Origin of the sequence: Facklamia sp. P12945, assembly GCF_050409485.1 — a bacterium.
In the GTDB taxonomy this organism is placed as follows: Bacteria; Bacillota; Bacilli; order Lactobacillales; family Aerococcaceae; genus Facklamia.
Map to the genome: position 1 here is coordinate 1 of NZ_JBNUPJ010000048.1, position 1,795 is coordinate 1,795.

Sequence of the window (1,795 nt, forward strand, 5' to 3'; positions counted from 1 at the left end):
AATATCAAGATTATATGTGTCAGGAAGAAAAGAAAAGGAGACCAAGCAACCGTTAGTGGCTTAATCTCCTTGGATAGCATCAACCCTATTGGACATAGAGCCTTAAATCTTCAATCTCTCATCTTTTCATAGCTCTACTGATTTTTTATTTTTTCTATAATATTTATTCCATTATCTATGGCATCTTCAAACTTTATGTCTCTAGCGTAGAGATTTTTCTTCGAATACGCTTGCCACCTTTTTAAAAAAGCTTCATCTGTTTTTAACATTTCCATTAGACTGATGATTTTATCTGTATCAAATTCCGTTTTTCTATAGTTAAATGTTTGAATACAAGCCTCTTTTAATATATCAATCTCTATTTCCTTATCTTTTAATTTATAAATTATATAAAGATCATAATAATCCTTACTTCTGCTATTTAAAAATCCTCTTGAATAAATTGTTTGAATTTTTTCTGCTAATATTGTTTCTATGGGATAAGCTTTAATTAAAATATCTTTTTGTCCAAAAGCACTTATATATTTATAGTCTATGGGATAGGGTGTAATAACATCTCCTGTTGCAATATCAAGAGGTACGATTTGTCTTATATTCTCCATTCTACAAAGTATACTTACACGAAACCCTCCATACTGGTCATCTTCCTTAATTGTACTTATTCCATGTGTTTTATAGAATATATCATCTGAAGATTTTGTTTCCAGTGCTTCTTGTAATATTTTTAATATATTTTCTTCTGATAAGTGCATATTTCTCAAAAGAAAGTCTATATCTACTGTACTTCTTGAATCTATACCTACTACATTAGATAGAAGAAAACCTCCTTTAAAAACAAAGTTTTCATGATATTTACTCTGTGATAATTTTTTTAATATGCTTTCCAAAAAATAATATAGCATTACTGAATTAAATGGAAGTCCAGTTTCTTTGCTTATCTTGTGACAAATAGCGGTTAGTTTTGCTTTATTCATATACCACCTCCATAACTTCCTTTACTTTATCTTCTATTCCCATTTTTCTTGCTATTTCATAAAGAGAATGTATATCCTTATCCTTATATTTAGAATATGAACGAATGAGTTTTACATAAACTTCAACATCCATTTTTTCTTTGTTAGAAATAAAATCACAAAGTGTTCTTTCGTAGGAATAAACATTAACAGTATTTCCAAACATTGTCTTTTTCTGGATAATGCCTAAGTCATAAATAGATTTTTTTACATAATTAACATTAAGTGTATCTTGCTTTTCATTAAATTTATAGCCATTGTAAACTGTAACATCCATTATCCATGGAATTTTGTCCGTTACTCCAAGTATAAACAAAGCTGTCTCATAGGAAAATATTGCCTTTTTATACTGATATTGAAAAAAATAGTAGTCATCATAATCACCATCTTTAGTAATATATATTCCTTTTTGAACTCTAAACAATTTTCCTTCTTTTACTAGTCTGCTTAAATATACTGTAGGTATATTATTTTCTCTGCAATAAGTAGATGTTATAATACCACCTGACTTTTTAAGATGTCTTTCAATTTGCTTTCTATGATTCATTATATTCATCTCCTTGTTGCATTTACACTTATATTATATACTTTTATTAGTGTATTTACAACAAAGCTTTGAATTCATATCCAATTTATTTCAATTACACAATCCATTATTTTACTTGGCTCTGCTTCCCTACTCTGCTTTTAAAGTTCTATAATAAATAGGGGGGATGGAAGAAAAACACTTCCTTCCACCCTATTTTTTGGTACATAAAAACACAGAAGTCCAATCTATTAAA

The 1,795-nt window shown here is 28.1% G+C and carries 2 protein-coding genes; both read right to left on the reverse strand.

From position 1 onward, the window contains the following. Positions 1-134: 134 nt before the first annotated feature. Positions 135-974, reverse strand: coding sequence for a nucleotidyl transferase AbiEii/AbiGii toxin family protein (locus ACQV2X_RS08625; protein WP_428874600.1), 840 nt, complete (start codon positions 972-974; stop codon positions 135-137). Continuing rightward, positions 967-1,560 (reverse strand): type IV toxin-antitoxin system AbiEi family antitoxin domain-containing protein, encoded by a 594-nt coding sequence (locus ACQV2X_RS08630; protein ID WP_428874601.1) that lies wholly within the window; start codon positions 1,558-1,560, stop codon positions 967-969. The genes ACQV2X_RS08625 and ACQV2X_RS08630 overlap by 8 nt, the downstream gene beginning before the upstream one ends. Positions 1,561-1,795: the final 235 nt, after the last annotated feature.